This window comes from Flavobacterium sp. ASW18X, from assembly GCF_005144745.1.
Lineage (GTDB): Bacteria > Bacteroidota > Bacteroidia > Flavobacteriales > Flavobacteriaceae > Croceivirga.
Window position 1 is genome coordinate 1 of sequence record NZ_SWKK01000015.1, and the last position, 15,151, is coordinate 15,151.

Annotated in this window: 15 protein-coding genes; 8 read left to right on the forward strand and 7 right to left on the reverse strand. The window is 36.6% G+C overall.

What is annotated here, in order from left to right; translation table 11 throughout:
• Nucleotides 1-78: 78 nt before the first annotated feature.
• Both FBT53_RS11090 and FBT53_RS11095 read left to right on the forward strand, forming a co-directional pair.
• Nucleotides 79-1,839, forward strand: a complete 1,761-nt coding sequence (locus FBT53_RS11090) for a DUF11 domain-containing protein (protein ID WP_240729820.1) — start codon at nucleotides 79-81, stop codon at nucleotides 1,837-1,839.
• A 142-nt stretch (nucleotides 1,840-1,981) separates the two neighbouring features.
• On the forward strand, nucleotides 1,982-2,749 hold the full coding sequence (locus FBT53_RS11095; RefSeq protein ID WP_205729043.1) for a M48 family metallopeptidase: 768 nt from the start codon (nucleotides 1,982-1,984) through the stop codon (nucleotides 2,747-2,749).
• 66 nt (nucleotides 2,750-2,815) lie between these two features.
• Here FBT53_RS11095 and FBT53_RS11100 read toward each other — a convergent pair whose 3' ends face one another.
• Nucleotides 2,816-3,244: a DUF3995 domain-containing protein gene (locus FBT53_RS11100; RefSeq protein WP_136951259.1), complete on the reverse strand. Its 429-nt coding sequence runs from the start codon at nucleotides 3,242-3,244 to the stop codon at nucleotides 2,816-2,818.
• A gap of 224 nt (nucleotides 3,245-3,468) precedes the next feature.
• Here FBT53_RS11100 and FBT53_RS11105 point away from each other — a divergent pair, with 224 nt between their 5' ends.
• The 3 genes from FBT53_RS11105 to uvrB all read left to right on the forward strand — a co-directional run bounded on the left by FBT53_RS11105 (nucleotide 3,469) and on the right by uvrB (nucleotide 7,256).
• Nucleotides 3,469-4,365 (forward strand): ABC transporter ATP-binding protein, encoded by an 897-nt coding sequence (locus FBT53_RS11105; RefSeq protein ID WP_136951260.1) that lies wholly within the window; start codon nucleotides 3,469-3,471, stop codon nucleotides 4,363-4,365.
• Nucleotides 4,366-4,367: 2 nt separating this feature from the next.
• On the forward strand, nucleotides 4,368-5,201 hold the full coding sequence (locus FBT53_RS11110; protein ID WP_136951261.1) for an ABC transporter permease: 834 nt from the start codon (nucleotides 4,368-4,370) through the stop codon (nucleotides 5,199-5,201).
• 66 nt (nucleotides 5,202-5,267) lie between these two features.
• Nucleotides 5,268-7,256, forward strand: coding sequence for an excinuclease ABC subunit UvrB (uvrB, locus tag FBT53_RS11115; RefSeq protein ID WP_136951262.1), 1,989 nt, complete (start codon nucleotides 5,268-5,270; stop codon nucleotides 7,254-7,256).
• A gap of 95 nt (nucleotides 7,257-7,351) precedes the next feature.
• Here uvrB and FBT53_RS11120 read toward each other — a convergent pair whose 3' ends face one another.
• The 5 genes from FBT53_RS11120 to FBT53_RS11140 form a co-directional block, all read right to left on the reverse strand.
• A complete protein-coding gene (locus FBT53_RS11120) occupies nucleotides 7,352-7,777 on the reverse strand; it encodes an Hsp20/alpha crystallin family protein (RefSeq protein ID WP_136951263.1) in 426 nt (141 codons plus the stop codon).
• A 116-nt stretch (nucleotides 7,778-7,893) separates the two neighbouring features.
• Complete coding sequence (locus tag FBT53_RS11125; RefSeq protein WP_136951264.1) at nucleotides 7,894-8,295, reverse strand: TerB family tellurite resistance protein; 402 nt, start codon at nucleotides 8,293-8,295, stop codon at nucleotides 7,894-7,896.
• Nucleotides 8,296-8,402: 107 nt separating this feature from the next.
• Nucleotides 8,403-8,732 (reverse strand): hypothetical protein, encoded by a 330-nt coding sequence (locus FBT53_RS11130; protein ID WP_136951265.1) that lies wholly within the window; start codon nucleotides 8,730-8,732, stop codon nucleotides 8,403-8,405.
• A 409-nt stretch (nucleotides 8,733-9,141) separates the two neighbouring features.
• Nucleotides 9,142-10,335 carry an ADP-forming succinate--CoA ligase subunit beta gene (sucC, locus tag FBT53_RS11135; protein WP_136951266.1) on the reverse strand — a complete coding sequence of 398 codons (1,194 nt, stop codon included), beginning with the start codon at nucleotides 10,333-10,335 and terminating at the stop codon, nucleotides 9,142-9,144.
• 109 nt (nucleotides 10,336-10,444) lie between these two features.
• The gene (locus tag FBT53_RS11140; protein WP_136951267.1) at nucleotides 10,445-11,086 is read right to left on the reverse strand and encodes an LON peptidase substrate-binding domain-containing protein; all 642 of its coding nucleotides are present in this window, start codon (nucleotides 11,084-11,086) and stop codon (nucleotides 10,445-10,447) included.
• A 149-nt stretch (nucleotides 11,087-11,235) separates the two neighbouring features.
• Between FBT53_RS11140 and lysA the strand changes: the two genes are divergently transcribed.
• Both lysA and FBT53_RS11150 read left to right on the forward strand, forming a co-directional pair.
• Complete coding sequence (lysA, locus tag FBT53_RS11145; RefSeq protein WP_136951268.1) at nucleotides 11,236-12,477, forward strand: diaminopimelate decarboxylase; 1,242 nt, start codon at nucleotides 11,236-11,238, stop codon at nucleotides 12,475-12,477.
• A 60-nt stretch (nucleotides 12,478-12,537) separates the two neighbouring features.
• Complete coding sequence (locus FBT53_RS11150; RefSeq protein ID WP_136951269.1) at nucleotides 12,538-13,047, forward strand: DUF255 domain-containing protein; 510 nt, start codon at nucleotides 12,538-12,540, stop codon at nucleotides 13,045-13,047.
• 63 nt (nucleotides 13,048-13,110) lie between these two features.
• Here the strand turns inward: FBT53_RS11150 and guaB are convergent, their stop codons facing one another.
• Nucleotides 13,111-14,583 carry an IMP dehydrogenase gene (gene guaB / locus FBT53_RS11155; RefSeq protein ID WP_136951270.1) on the reverse strand — a complete coding sequence of 491 codons (1,473 nt, stop codon included), beginning with the start codon at nucleotides 14,581-14,583 and terminating at the stop codon, nucleotides 13,111-13,113.
• Between the two features lie 144 nt (nucleotides 14,584-14,727).
• Here guaB and FBT53_RS11160 point away from each other — a divergent pair, with 144 nt between their 5' ends.
• On the forward strand, nucleotides 14,728-15,078 hold the full coding sequence (locus tag FBT53_RS11160) for a DUF6686 family protein (RefSeq protein WP_136951271.1): 351 nt from the start codon (nucleotides 14,728-14,730) through the stop codon (nucleotides 15,076-15,078).
• Nucleotides 15,079-15,151 lie beyond the last annotated feature (73 nt).

Here is a 15,151-nt window from a genome sequence, read left to right on the forward strand (position 1 = left end):
CCTTGTTGATATTCCATACATTAAGTTACGAAATATCACCAAGGTGACAAAGTAAATTGAGGTGATAAAAAGTGGGTTTTGAGACAGTCTGCCGGCTTACGATATGTGGCTCCCAACGGAGAACGATTTTATGTTAATTATAGAGGAAGGTCTGGTTCTCAAGGAGCCTCTTTAACCTCTAAGGGTAGAGCTGCCATGGGTACCCAATTTAAATGGGGTGGTGTCCCTAATTTAGGAACCCACGTATCCAAATCTAATACGGTAGGTATTATGGCTACAGAAGATAATACTACTGTAGATGTTTTTGGGTATGACCCTAACTGTGTTTTTAGACAAGGAGGTAATGCATCTGCGATTACAGCAGATACGTACCAAATAACACTTAATGCCAACGAATCTTTTGTTTTTGAAGCCTATATGGGAAATACATTTTCTGATGCGCAAAGCCAAGGATGGATAGGTACTAGTATTGTTTCTGATAAGGACATTGTAATTAGCAATGGGTCTTTGAACTACGGTAGACAAGCCAACAACACTAACAGAGATGCCGGTATTGATCAACCCGTACCAGAAAATAGAATTGGTAAAGAATATGTGTTCATTAGAGGTAATGGTAATACCAATGGATGGACAGAGTTTCCCTTAATTATTGCTACCCAAAACAATACTGAAATTTACGTTAACGGTAACACTACCCCTATTGCTACTATAAATAATGGAGAATATTTTGAAATCCCTTCCAGTAATTATTCTTCTAACGCTGTAGGTGCCAATATGTATGTTACTACTAATAAAGATGCATATGCCTACCAGTGTATGGGTGGTTCTACTGCGGCTTACACTCAAGGATTAAACTTTGTAGCACCCGTAAATTGTTTGCTACCAGATACCATGGATAATATTCCTGACATAAGAAATGTTGCAGGTATTACCGTTACTGGTGGTGTAACTATAGTCGCGTCTAGCTCCACTCCTGATAGTAATATTACGGTTACCGATGGCAATGGTACAGTTGCACTACCGGCTGCAACCCCTGTAACAGGTTCCACCTTATGGAAAACATTCTATGTACCTAATTTAAATGGTAATGTAACAGTAAATTCATCCGGACCTATTGCTGTTGGTTTTATTGGTTTTAATGGGGCTCGTGGGGTAGCCGGTTATTTTTCTGGTTTTGATACGGTCCCTGAGGTAGATTTGCAAGTTTCTGGTGGTGGTTGTTTACCATCTGCCACAGTAGAAGTTGTAGACCCCAATTTTGATAGTTACCAGTGGTTTGAAAATGGTTCTTTAATTGCAGGCGCCAACGGCCCTACTTATACGCCTACGGCTGCTGGAGATTATTTTGTAAGAGTAATAAAAGGAGGTTGCCAATATGATAGCCAACCTTTAACCGCTTATTATTGTGACCCAGATGTAGTCATAAAAAAAGTAGCAGACCAGAATACAGTAAGGCATGGTGATACTGTAACCTTTAGTATTACCGTAGAAAGTTTAGGATTAGACCCTGTAACTAATGTTGTAATTACTGATATTTTGCCAGACGGTATTTCTTTAGTCAATGCGTCTGTAACCAAAGGAAGCTTTACTTATCCCAATTGGAATGTGGGTACTATGACAAGTGGCGATTTAGAAACTTTAACCCTAGTTACACAAGTGAATTTACCAGATGTAAATACCCAAACCGCTACATATACTAATACAATAAGTAATTCCCAAGACCAAACGGATGGCAATATTACCGTAGATGACCCATCAGAAACTGTGACGGTAAACTTCCAAACACCAACGACTGTAATTACAAACAGGCGTATTACTATAAGAGTAAACAGGAACTAACTTGTATAATTACCAACCATAAAATTAATTCTCTAATAATTTTTACTCTAAACCGTTAATTTTGTAATTTCACGGTAATTGGGATGCTAAACATTTAGGGCATACCATACTTTTGCAATCAAACAACTTAAAACACTACATTATGAAGCAAATTTTGCTTGTATTCAGCCTTTTTATTATGGCGATGAACACCCAAGCCCAACTTGGTAAATTGGGTAAAAAGGGAAACATTAACGCCGGTAAAAAATTGGTGAAAGCTGCCACATTATCTGATGAAGATATGACCAAATTATCTTTAGAAGCTGTGCAATGGATGGATGAAAATAATCCCGTTGCGGAACCAGGTGACCCTTATTACGAAAGATTGAATAAACTTGTTGCTGGCCTTGATAATGCAGATGGGTTAGACTTAAATTTTAAAGTCTATCTGGTAGTAGATATCAATGCTTTTGCTACACCAGATGGTAGTATTCGTGTAATGGCTGGTCTTATGGATTTAATGACTGATGATGAAATTCTTGGAGTAATTGGTCATGAAATAGGCCATGTAAAACTAGGGCATTCTAAAAAAAGATACCAAACTGCCTACAGTGTTTCTGCCGCAAAAGACTTGGCCGAAGCTAATACTAGTGGTGGAAAAATTTTAGCTGATGATGAAATAGGTGGTTTCATGGAAAATGTGGCTAATGCTCAGTTTTCTCAGTCTCACGAGTCAGCATCAGACAGTTATGGATTTAAATTTTTAGTAGCTAATGGTCATGATTATCATGCTATGGCTTCTGCTTTTCAAAAATTAGCAGATTTAACAGATAACGGTGGTAAAGGGTCTTTAACCTCTTCTCACCCAGGGTCTGCCAAAAGAGCAGAAAGAGCAAAAAAATGGGCAGAAGAAGAAGACGCAAAAAACTAAGATACCATTCTTCATATAAATTTAATAAGTCGCACCACTAAGTGCGACTTTTTTTATATCCTTATATCATCCTAAAAAAATAATAGCAAACCCTGCTAATGCAATACCCAAGCATAATGGTGAAAACAGTTTAGAATCTGCTTTTGCAAAGGCTGTTGTTTTTACCCTCTTAAAAAAACCAACATAATTAAAGTCACCTATCGCCCTAATTAAAAATAGTATCGGTACAAACCAAAGGGCTACTATACCTAATGTTACGGGCAACAAGTGGTTTATAAAAGAGGTTTGTTCAAGGTATACAAAAGCCAAAAAAAGTAAACCTAGCGCAACAAGTAATGTAGCTAACGGCGGAATCTTTAAATTGCTCTTTTCTTCTTCTTTCGTAGGGATTACTTTGTTTAACGCCCATGTACCCCCAACTAACCAATACAAATGCAGCACTCCTAAAAACGCAAATAGAAGTGATAAGGATAGAGAAAGTAAGGACACCATCATACGTAATTTATATTATGGGATAGCCTTGTTAAACTAATTAAAAAAGCAAACAAAATTTACTATTTCAATTACTAAAATATTCTTTTTCAAAGGTTTAAATACTATATTTCCCTAACGCAAAAGTTACAGTTATACTGTAAACTCAATCAAGATAAAGAAGCTCGTTGTAACAAATTTCTGTAGTAGTCGTCAAACCCATACATCAATCTAAAAACCAACTTATTTTGAGTACAATTTTAACCGTAAAAAATTTAACAAAGAAATTTGGACCATTAACTGCTGTAAACGACCTTTCTTTTAGCATAGAAAAAGGTCATGTTTATGGTATACTAGGTCCAAACGGCAGTGGTAAATCTACCACGCTAGGCATTATACTTAATGTGGTCAACGCTACCGACGGAAGTTTTAGCTGGTTTAATGGGAGCACATCTACCCATGAAGCTTTGAAAAAAGTAGGAGCCATCATAGAACGCCCTAACTTTTATCCGTACATGACGGCCGTGAAAAACCTACGCCTAGTTTGTAAAATTAAAAACGTTCCAGAAAGCAAAATAGAAGAAAAACTAGAACTCGTGGGCTTATTGGAACGCAAGGACAGTAAGTTTAGAACTTTTTCTTTGGGTATGAAACAACGCTTAGCCATAGCTTCTGCCCTGTTAAACGACCCAGAAATTTTAATTTTAGATGAACCTACCAATGGATTGGACCCGGCTGGCATTCATCAAATTAGAGAAATAATTAAAAAAATTGCTGCACAAGGCACCACTATTTTATTGGCCTCTCATCTATTAGACGAAGTTGAAAAAGTATGTACTCACGTAGTCATTTTAAGAAAAGGGACCAAACTGTATGCAGGTCCGGTAGATAATATGTTGTCTAGTTTTGGCTTTTTTGAGTTAAAAGCAGACCGAATGCCTGCTTTACAAGCCTTTTTAGAGAAACATCCAAGTTTTGGCACAATTAGCATAAATGAGCATCTGCTGACTGCACATCTAAAGGAGGAATTAGATGCTGCAGCCCTTAACCAATTACTATTTAAAGAAGGTATTGTTTTATCTCAGCTTGTAAAAAGAAAAGAAAGTTTAGAAGAACAATTTCTTGCCCTAACCAAAAACAACTAAATATGCTACGTTTACTAGAAATAGAATTTATAAAGCTTTGGAATAACCGAGCCAGTAAAATATTAATCATTGCCTACTTTATACTATTAACCTCCATTGCATTAATTGCTGCAATTAAGTTTGATATTGGTCCTATAAAATTTCATTTGGCAGAACAAGGAATCTTTAATTTCCCTTACATCTGGCATTTGAACACCTTCATGACGGCTCTATTTAAGGTGTTTTTAGCTATTGTTATCGTTTCTATGATGGCAAATGAGTACAGTAACAAAACATTAAAACAAAACCTTATCGACGGTTTATCTAAAAAGGAATTTGTGTTATCTAAGTTTTTAACTGTACTTTCTTTTTCCGTTTTATCTACGGTATTTGTATTTGCAGTTTCCCTAATTTTAGGGCTTGTCTATTCTGATTATACAGAGTTATCCATCATTCTTTCTGATTTGGAATTTTTACTGGCATTCTTTGTTAAGCTTATGGGCTTTTTTGCTTTTTGCTTATTTGCTGGCGTATTGGTAAAACGTTCCGCTTTTGCCCTTGGTTTTCTATTTCTATGGCAAATTTTTGAACTCTTTGTAAGAGGCATGTTACGCTGGAAGGTTTTGAGCAAAGAAGGTACAGATATGGTTATGGGCTTTTTTCCTTTAGAATCATTTTTTAACTTAATAAAAGAGCCTTTTAGCCGCTTAAACGCAGTACAATCTTTTGCTAATCAAGTTGGGGAAACAGTAGTATTAGATTATCATGTACAGTGGTATGAGATTGTCATTGCACTAGCTTGGACTTTCATATTTATCTATATGAGCTTCGCCTTGTTAAAAAAGCGCGATTTGTAGGGTTTGCATCGCTGTTTGATGCTTTAGCGCTCACTCTGGTTGGCAATGCCTTCGTATCTTTGAGGTATGAAGTTTAAAGTAGTTTCTGAGTTCAAGCCCACAGGTGACCAACCTGGGGCTATAAAGCAGTTGGTAGAAGGTATACATACCGGTGAAGAACACCAAACCTTGCTCGGGGTCACAGGTTCTGGTAAAACTTTTACAGTGGCAAATGTGGTGGCAGAAGTTCAGCGCCCCACCCTTGTTTTAGCCCACAACAAAACCCTGGCAGCGCAATTGTATTCTGAGTTTAAACAGTTTTTTCCAGAGAATGCGGTAGAGTATTTTGTCTCGTATTACGACTATTACCAACCTGAAGCATATATACCCACCAGTGGTACCTATATAGAAAAAGATTTAAGCATTAACGAGGACATTGAAAAGTTACGATTAAGTGCTACTTCTTCCCTCCTATCTGGTCGTAGAGATGTGCTTGTAGTGGCTTCTGTTTCTTGTTTGTATGGTATTGGTAATCCCATAGAGTTTCAAAAAAATGTAATTACCATACAAAGAGACCAGGTAATTTCTAGAACTAAGTTTTTACAACAGCTGGTTCAAAGTTTGTATGCCAGAACTACTGCCGATTTTAGAAATGGAAATTTTAGAGTAAAGGGTGATGTTGTTGACGTGTTTCCAGGATATGCAGACCATGCGTTCAGAATCCATTTTTTTGGTGATGAAATTGAAGAGATTGAAGCTTTAGACCCACATAACAACAAGGTCATAGAAGTGTACAATACACTTAATATTTACCCAGCAAATATGTTTGTAACCTCACCAGATGTCTTACAAAATGCCATTAGGGAAATACAAGACGATTTGGTGAAACAAATAGACTATTTTAAAGAAATTGGAAGGCCCTTGGAAGCCAAGCGTTTGGAAGAACGTACCAATTTTGATTTAGAAATGATTCGGGAATTGGGCTATTGTTCTGGAATAGAAAATTATAGTAGGTATTTAGACGGTAGAAAACCTGGAACAAGACCTTTCTGTTTGTTAGACTATTTTCCAGAAGATTATTTAATGGTGATAGATGAAAGTCATGTAACCATACCCCAAGTCCATGCTATGTATGGAGGCGACCGCTCTAGAAAAGAAAATTTGGTGGAATACGGTTTCCGATTACCTGCAGCACTAGATAACAGACCTTTGAAGTTTGAAGAGTATGAGGCATTGCAAAATCAGGCAATATATGTGAGTGCCACACCAGCAGATTATGAGTTAGAAAAAAGTCAAGGTATTTATGTTGAGCAAATTATACGCCCTACCGGACTTTTAGACCCTATCATTGAAGTTCGCCCTAGTGAAAATCAGATAGATGATTTAATGGAAGAAATACAGGCTAGGGTTGAATTAGACGAGCGTACGTTGGTAACCACGTTAACCAAACGTATGGCAGAGGAACTCACTAAATATTTAACGCGTATTGATGTGCGCTGCCGTTACATTCATAGTGACGTGGATACTTTGGAGCGTGTAGAGATTATGCAAGATTTACGCAAGGGATTGTTTGATGTTTTGGTGGGTGTAAACTTACTACGAGAAGGGTTAGATTTACCAGAAGTTTCTCTTGTGGCCATATTGGATGCCGATAAAGAAGGTTTTTTAAGAAGTAATCGTTCATTAACGCAAACCGTAGGTAGAGCGGCTCGTAATTTAAATGGTAAGGCCATCATGTATGCGGATACAATTACGGATAGCATGCAAAAAACTATTGACGAAACCAATTACCGCAGGGAAAAACAAATGAGCTACAATAAGGAACACGGCATAACTCCCAAAGCTCTAAACAAAAGCTTAGATAATGTTCTAGCTAAAAATTCGGTTTCAACCTATCATTTTGAAAAAGAAGCGATGCGTGCTGCAGAACCAGATTTGGATTATTTAACTCCAGACCAAAAAGAGAAGCTCATAAGAGAAAAACGCAAAGCAATGGAAAAGGCTGCGAAAGAATTAAACTTTATGGAAGCAGCTAAATTAAGAGATGAAATTAAAATCTTACAAGAAAAAGAATAAAAGAAAACCCTGCCAAAAGCAGGGTTTTCCTAACTAACCAACTAAACAAACCAACCATCATGAAACACCTTTAGTTGGTGTTCTCAAACATATTTTTATCCTATTTGGATTAAGCGTTTTGGTTTTGGCAATGCTTCTTCTTTTTTAGGCAATGTCAACTTTAAAATTCCATTTTCATACGCCGCATTAATAGCATCAGAATTCACCGACTCTGGTAACGTAAAAGCGCGTTTAAAAGAGGAAATACTAAACTCCTTACGTGTATAATTATCTTCTGTTTGCTCATCTGCTTTCTTTACTTCAGAAGAAATTGTAAGAAGGTCTTTATCTACTTCTACGTTAAAATCTTCCTTGTTAAAGCCAGGAATAGAGAGTTCTAATTCAAACTCCTTTTCCGTTTCTTTAATGTTTACGGCAGGAACATTGTTTTTAAAGTTTTCCATACCTCCAAACCAATCTGGGGTAAAAAACTCATTCATCAAATTAGGCAGCAATACATTATTTCTTTTTACTAAACTCATGGTTTTCAATTTTTAAATATTAAATACACCATGAATAAGACAATGATTATACCATTACACAATCACTGCCTTTTTGACAGTTAATATAGTGTAATTCATGTCTTTTTGTCATTTTTTTAATTGTAATGTGCCCTAAATAAATCTATTAGGACCTTTGGTGGCACCATTTTATTTGGATAGTGATGCATAATCTCTAGCACCTGCCCAATTACTGAGGGAGGCAAGCCCATTTTTAAACCAATATTATAAAGTTTAGAAACTTCTTTAGAATGCTGCTCATCATCTATATTCATAAGTAACAACAGCCTATGAAATTGAATTATCCGGTCTGCCTGTCTTTTTGCCAAAATAACTTTGCGCTCTTTTTTAATTAAACTATCTAGGGTAGCTTTCTTAACCTCTAATAAATGCGCTACGGATAATAAAAAATCGTACTCCTCCACCTTAATTTCTTGGTCTACCTTGGCAAATGCAATAAGTTCACTTAAGATGCTTAATTTCTCCTCTTTACTCCTCATAATACAACAGCTCTATGGCTATAACGTAAAAAATTAGATTTTAGTCATAAAAAAAGCTCTGACCTTGTCAGAGCTTTTTGACTAATTCAATAATTTTTCCTTGGCTTTTAAGCTTCTATACGTACAGGTACAGTATAGTATCTACCTTCTACAACGTTTTGCACGTCTACTTTTTGGTAGTTTAATCTGCCTTTTACAAAGCTTTCTAAAGCAGCATCTGCAGTTTCTACAGATAATACTACAATTTCACCCTCCGCATTAATTGTAAATTTTACGTTTGCCGTTAAATCTTTTTCAATTTTAAAAGAATTGCCCTCTAACATGGAATGGATTTCTCCAGAAAGTTGTTTTGCAACCTTGGCAGGTTCTGTAGTGTTTGCACTTGCGGTTACAACAAATAAAAATGCTGCTGCTAAAAATAAACTAACTCTTTTCATGATACATTCGTTTTTATGTGATTGATAATTTGATGAATATGCTAAAAAGACGACCAAAAAATTAGATTGTTACAATGAAATTCAATTTTAACATAATTTTCTAATCAGCTCTATAGTGCATCAATTTCGAAGTCAAAATTAATAGCCATTCAGCCATCAGAAAAATGGAAAAGCGCTAATTAATACAACTTTAAATTTGGTAACAGTTTGCTAAAATTAGCGGAAGTTAATAACCAGAATATGTGATTTAGAAGGAAAAAATACAATTGGCAATATTTAACTAATTATTGATGCCTTGGATAAATAAACACTGCATAAAATGTAACAAAAAGTAAGAAAAGCCTTAAAAAACAAAAACGGGTAATGTTACCTAAACATTACCCGCTTTAACATATACTTTAGACATTAGTTACGCCAATACTTCTTTTACTTTATCTGCAGCTTCTTGGAACTGTACTGCAGAATGCACTGCTAAACCAGAATTATCTATAATTTCTTTTGCTAATTCTGCATTAGTCCCTTGTAAACGAACAATAATTGGTACTTGAATGCTGTCTCCCATGTTCTTGTACGCGTCTACCACACCCTGCGCTACACGGTCACAACGCACAATACCTCCGAAAATGTTAATCAGTATCGCTTTAACATTAGAATCCTTAAGGATGATTCTAAATGCCTCTTCTACTCTTTTAGCATCAGCAGTACCGCCAACATCTAAGAAGTTAGCTGGTTCACCACCCGCCATCTTAATTAAATCCATAGTAGCCATTGCCAAACCAGCACCATTAACCATACAGCCTACGTTACCATCTAAGTCTACGTAGTTAAGACCAACAGCTCTAGCCTCTACCTCTACGGGATTTTCTTCCCTAAGGTCTCTCATTTCTGCATACTGCTTTCTTCTGTATAATGCATTATCATCAATGGTAACCTTGGCATCTACCGCCATGATTTTATCGTCAGATGTTTTAAGTACAGGGTTAATCTCAAACATACTAGAATCACTTTCTACATATGCTTTATATAAGGCAGAAACAAATTTTACCATTTCTTTAAAAGCTGTACCAGACAAGCCTAAGTTAAAGGCAATCTTTCTAGCTTGGAAAGGTAAAAGACCTGTTGCAGGATTTATTTCTTCTGTAAAAATAAGGTGCGGTGTCTTTTCTGCTACCTCTTCAATATCCATACCACCTTCTGTAGAATACATAATCATGTTTCTACCAGTGCCTCTATTTAAAAGTACAGACATGTAAAACTCACTGGTTTCACTATCTCCAGGATAGTAAACATCTTCTGCTACCAAAACTTGGTGTACTTTTTTACCTTCTGCAGAGGTTTGCGGTGTCACCAAATTCATGCCGATGATGCTACCTGCCAACTCTTCTACCTCTTTAAGGTTTTTAGCCAACTTAACACCACCACCTTTACCACGACCACCAGCGTGGACCTGCGCTTTTATTACGTGCCAACCGGTTCCGGTCTCTTCTGTTAATTGTTTTGCGGCATCAACGGCTTCTTTTGCATTGTGTGCTACAATACCACGTTGTACCCTTACGCCAAAACTTGCTAATATCTCTTTGCCTTGATATTCATGAAGGTTCATAGGTGTATCCTGTTAAATTTTAGAAAACAAAAATAGGAAACCAAGACCTGAATTAATAATTAAATTGAAATAATTGACTTGCGTTTAGTACTAAATACCTTAGCACGGTCTATTTAAGTCCATAATCTTTAAAATCTAACGGGTCAAAATTTTTAAAATGCCCATTCATTTCTATCACCATTTTAGTATGGTCAATTTTTTTGAGCACTGCTATGGTGTCTTCCAAATGCGAATTTAGAAAACGTAATCTATCGGTTTCTCTATTCATTTTTAACAAACTAAACTCTTGCTCAAAAGACAAGCCCATTTTGTGAGCAAAAGCATAGCTATTAAATTTATCAAAAGGCACGGGCGGAAAAGCAACCTGCATTAATTTGTATAATAGTCTAATCTTATCGTATACTTTTTTTCTTTCTGCAGCAGTAGCATCATAAATAGTTTCTAAAAACTCTACCACACCCCCTGCATACAAACGGTCTTCCATATTTGGTTCAAAGCTTTTCACTTTAAATACTTGTCTAGCAACACAAAGCACATCCATTTCCCCTCCATCATAAGTGTTTACAACCTCAACTAATTGCACCTCTGTACCATAATGCATTTCTTTATTGTGATATACCGGAATCCCAAACGTAATCGCTTCTTTACGGCAATCTTTTATAAGTTGTTGGTAACGCTCCTCAAACACATGAATAGGCACAGTTTCACCTGGAAAGAAAATTGATTTTAAAGGAAAGAAAGGCAGTCTCATACAGCTTAAATATTATCAAAAATAATACGGAAAGCGTTCACCTCCAAAACAGCTTGTTGCATTTACAACAAATTGTGTTATTTATTTATTTTGCTTGTGATTTTTTGTCGTACAAAAGGTATTATTATAGCTTTGACTAAAATCGACAAATGAAAGCTACAGATTTACTAAACATTGCAAAGGAACACGGCGCTCCAGTGTACGTGTATGATGCGGAGAAAATTACTGCCCAATACAGTAGATTAACAAGTGCATTTAAGGCAGTTCCACAATTACGATTAAATTATGCTGTTAAGGCATTATCCAATATTTCCATTTTACGTCTAATGAATTCTCTTGGTAGCGGTTTAGATACCGTTTCTATTCAAGAGGTGAAATTAGGACTTTTGGCTGGTTTTAAACCGGAATCTATTATTTACACCCCCAATGGCGTTTCTTTAGAAGAAATAGAAGAGGCGGCAGCACTAGGGGTTCAAATAAATATTGACAACCTTTCTATTTTAGAACAGTTTGGCAGTAAGCATCCAGATATTCCTGTTTGTATCCGTATAAATCCACATGTTATGGCTGGTGGAAATTCTAATATTTCTGTTGGTCACATCGATTCTAAATTCGGAATAAGCATTCACCAAATACCGCATTTACTACGTATTGTAGAACTAACTCAAATGAATATCAACGGTATCCACATGCATACTGGTAGTGATATTTTAGATATTGATGTTTTCTTATACGCCTCTGAAATCTTATTTGACACCGCTAAAAACTTTAAAAATTTAGAATTTATAGATTTTGGTAGCGGCTTTAAAGTTCCTTACAAAAAGGGGGATATTGAGACTAATATTGAGGAATTAGGAAAAAAACTATCCAAACGATTCAATCAGTTTTGCAAAGAATATGGTCGCGATTTAACCTTGGCTTTTGAACCAGGCAAATTTTTAGTGAGCGAGGCGGGTTATTTTCTTGCTAAAGTAAATGTAGTAAAACAAACCACCTCTACCGTTTTTGCCAGCGTAGACTCAGGGTTTAATCACTTAATAAGACCGATGCTTTACGGTTCTAGCCACGAGATTGTAAACATAAGCAATCCTAAAGGCAAGGAACGCTACTACAGTGTAGTAGGTTACATTTGCGAGACGGATACTTTTGGCAGTAACCGCAGAATTAATGAAATATCTGAGGGTGATATTTTAGCTTTTAGAAACGCGGGGGCATACTGTTTTACCATGAGTAGTAATTACAACTCTAGATACCGCCCTGCTGAAGTGCTTTGGTACCAAGGAAAAGCGCAGCTTATACGTGAACGAGAAACTTTTGATGATATTTTGAGAAATCAAGTAGATGTTAAGGACTTGTTCATGGCAGCACCTGCAGCCGTAGACGCAAAATAATCTGGCATAATTTTCGTTAGTTTTGATATAGTCTGTAGACTACTTATCAAAATGATGGATATGAAAAATTGGATTTTTGCTATAACACTGCTTTTTACTTTTACAGTAAGTGCACAAGATATTGAATGGGTAAGTTGGGAAGAAGCAGTTGCATTAACCCAAAACAAAGGGAATACCAAAAAAGTTTTTGTAGATGTTTATACGGATTGGTGCGGCTGGTGCAAGAAAATGGACAAAGACACTTTTCAGAATCCAGAGGTGGCCGCTTACATGAAAGAAAACTTTATCATGGTTAAATTTGATGCCGAAGGAAAAGACCCAATTGAATACCAAGGAAGAACATTTAAATTTGTCCCCTCTGGAAGAAAAGGATACCATGAGCTAGCTGCTGCCTTATTACAAGGAAGATTAAGCTACCCAACCGTAGTATTTTTGGACCAAGAATTAAAGATGCTTTCTCCTGTTCCGGGTTACCAGAAAGTGGAACCGTTTATGCAAATAGCTAAATATTTTGGTGAAAACATCTACAAGGAAAAAGATTGGAAAACCTATGCCGGTGTCGGTAAATAAAATACCCAAACAAAAAAAGGCGACCAGTTGGTCGCCTTTTTTTGTTTTATTAAATAGTGAGTTCTATCTACTATAATTAGGACTCTCCTTGGTAATAGTAACATCATGCGGGTGACTCTCTGCAATACCGCTAAATGTAATTTTCACGAACTTACCAGAATCTTGTAGGGTTGCAATATCCTTTGCCCCACAATAGCCCATACCGGCTCTTAAGCCACCAATAAACTGATGCATACTTTCCATAAGCTCGCCTTTGTAAGGTACACGCCCCACAATACCTTCTGGAACTAGCTTTTTAATATCATCCTCCACATCTTGGAAATAGCGGTCTTTACTACCCTCTTTCATAGCTTCTACAGACCCCATTCCACGGTAGCTCTTAAATTTTCTACCTTCGTAAATAATAGTTTCTCCTGGAGATTCCTTGGTACCCGCCAATAATGAACCTAACATTACCGTGTCTGCACCAGCTGCAATTGCTTTAGGAATATCACCTGTATATCTAATTCCACCATCAGCAATAACCGGAACTCCACTGCCCTTAATAGCTGCTGCAACTTCTAACACTGCAGAAAACTGAGGAAAACCAACCCCAGCTACAACACGTGTAGTACAAATAGAACCTGGGCCAATTCCTACTTTAACTGCATCCGCACCTGCTTCTACCAAATAACGAGCTGCTTCTGCCGTGGCAATATTACCTACAACAACATCTATTTGTGGATAGGCTTTCTTTACCTCTTTTAATACATTTACCACACCTTTAGTATGCCCATGAGCCGTATCTATTATAATAGCATCTACACCAGCTTTTACTAAAGCACCTGCACGGTCTACAGCATCTGGTGTAACCCCTATGGCTGCCGCTACACGCAGCCTACCATATTGATCCTTATTAGCTATAGGTTTTTGGGTAAGTTTGGTAATGTCCCTGAAAGTAATAAGCCCTACCAGTTTATAGTTTTCGTCTACAACGGGTAGCTTTTCAATCTTATTTTCTTGCAAAATATCTTCAGCTTGGTCCAAGGTAGTACCAACACCTGCTGTTACCAAGTTTTCAGAAGTCATCACTTCAGAAATTGGTCTATTGTTATTTTTTTCAAAACGTAAATCTCTGTTGGTTACGATACCTATTAATTTACCTGCATCGTCTACTATAGGTATACCCCCTATACTATGTTCTTTCATAGCTGCTTTAGCGTCCTTAACCAAAGCATCTTGTGGTAAGGTTACCGGATCTAAAATCATTCCGCTTTCTGCTCTTTTAACCTTTCTTACCTTGAGTGCTTGCTGCTCAATAGTCATGTTCTTGTGTAGCACACCTATACCTCCTTCTCTGGCCATGGCAATTGCCATCTTAGACTCGGTAACCGTGTCCATAGCAGCAGATACCACTGGTACGTTGATAGCTATGTTACGAGAAAATTTAGAGGTGATGTCTACTTCTCTAGGAAGTACTTCTGAGAAGGCGGGTACTAAAAGTACATCATCATAGGTTAAACCTTCGCCAACTATTTTGTTTTGGTGAAATTCCATTGCAATTACGGATTAATTGCGTGCAAATATACCACAATAAATAGGACTACAATAATTTACATGACGTTAATCGATTTATTATTAATTTTATTTAGACTTATTATAAATAATAAATATATTTGAGGAGAATTAAATTGCATTAGTATGAAATGTCCTTCTTTACAAATACTTAATACAACAGCACACGGCAGATTTACGTATTGCCATAACAGCAAGCTTTTTCAATTTGTGTTTAATAATTTGTGTTTTGAATTGTATGAGTGGGAATTACGTACGTTTATTGAGTATTTATATGATATAGATGTATTGTATTGGGAACAACAGTTGCAAGCCTATCCACATGATAGAAAAATACCTATCTCTGTGGGTAAGAGTCATTTTATTATTTTAATGAAACGAACGGAAATCCTTGAACTCAAGGAACTTCTTTCTCCTGCTCCAAAACATCGTATACTTACATCTCAAGAAATAGATTATTCTTTAGAATACAACTAAACCTTTGTTCTCATTTATGGTTTGGCAGAAGGCGGCATTGGTATTTGGCCGCTTTCTTTTTTTAATCAATCTA